The following is a 1338-nucleotide window of genomic DNA, read 5'->3' as shown; positions in this document are numbered from 1 at the left end:
TGTCGTAAGCACATGAGTTGTCCGGGTTAGGTAGCACATGAGTTGTCCGGTTTTATCGCCAGCGCATGGAGGCTGGGGATGGGACGGACAGTGTGGCTACAGGACCGGAGGATGCAGAAGTTTCGGGACGTTTTGAGCCGCTGGAATGGTGGCGATCTTTCGATGATGGAGGCTGGTGAGCTGCTAGGGATGTCGGAACGCCAGTTCCGCCGGTACCGTGATCGCTACGAAGAGGCTGGGGAGGATGGCTTGCGGGACCGGCGTTTGGGCAAGCTTTCGACACGGCGGGTGCCTGCGGAAGCGATCGAGGAGATGCTGGAGCTTTACCGGAATCGTTACGTTGGCTGGAATGTGAAGCATTTCCACGAGCACCTGATACGCGATCACGATTTCAGCTGGGGCTACACCTTCATCAAGACGCAGTTGCACGCGGCTGGGCTTGTTGAGCGGGCCAAGCGGCGCGGGGCGCATCGACGCAAGCGCGAGAGAAAGCCGTGCGAGGGGATGATGCTGCACCAGGACGGCAGCCGGCATGCCTGGCTGGCTGGCCAGCCGATGCTGGACCTGATCGTGACGATGGACGACGCCACGAGCACGCTCTATTCGGCCTTTCTGGTTGCCGAGGAAGGCACGGCGTCGAGCTTTCAGGGGCTTATGGAGACCTTTGCCGCCAAAGGCCTGCCCTCGAGCCTCTACACCGATCGCGGCAGCCATTACTTCGTGACACTCAGGGCCGGCGAGGCGGTCGACAAGAGCCGGCTGACGCAGGTCGGGCGGGCGCTGCGGCAACTGGGCATCGAGCATATCCCGGCTTATTCGCCTGAAGCTAGGGGCCGCTCGGAGCGGATGTTCTCCACCTTGCAGGATCGGCTGCCAAAGGAACTGGCGCTGGCCGGCATTGCCGATATCGAGGCCGCCAACCGCTTCATCGCGCAGACCTATCTGCCAGCTCACAACGCCCGCTTCGCCAAGCCGGCCGCGGTCCAGGACAGCGCCTTCGTCGCCGCCGATCCGGCCGTTCTGGCCGAGATCCTGTGCCTCCAGGAAGAGCGCGTCGTTGCCCGCGACAACACCGTCGCCTTCGCACGGCTCAGATTGCAACTGCCGCAAAGTCCGATCCGACACCACTTCGTCAAGGCTACGGTCAAGATCAGGCAATACCCTGATGGCACACTCGCAATCTTCCACGGACCCCGCCGCATTGCGACATACAGCTCAGGAGGCGATCCAATCCTAGAGGGATGCTCAATCGGCAGGGCTGCGTGAACCGCTTCGACGCAAAACTGAAGCGGACAAATGATGTGCTACCAAACCGGACAACTTGATTAGCTACCGACA

General features: G+C 61.6%; 1 protein-coding gene. It reads left to right on the top strand.

The genetic code is table 11. From position 1 onward, the window contains the following. The first annotated feature begins 78 nt into the window (after positions 1-78). Entirely contained in the window at positions 79-1266 is a 1188-nt protein-coding gene (locus LB572_RS34295; RefSeq protein WP_224670914.1) for an ISNCY family transposase, read from the top strand. Positions 1267-1338 lie beyond the last annotated feature (72 nt).

It is taken from the genome of Mesorhizobium sp. BH1-1-5, assembly GCF_020165615.1.
In the GTDB taxonomy this organism is placed as follows: domain Bacteria; phylum Pseudomonadota; class Alphaproteobacteria; order Rhizobiales; family Rhizobiaceae; genus Mesorhizobium.
The sequence above is the reverse complement of the archived record's forward strand: the minus strand, read 5'-3'. Positions and strand labels throughout refer to the sequence as shown.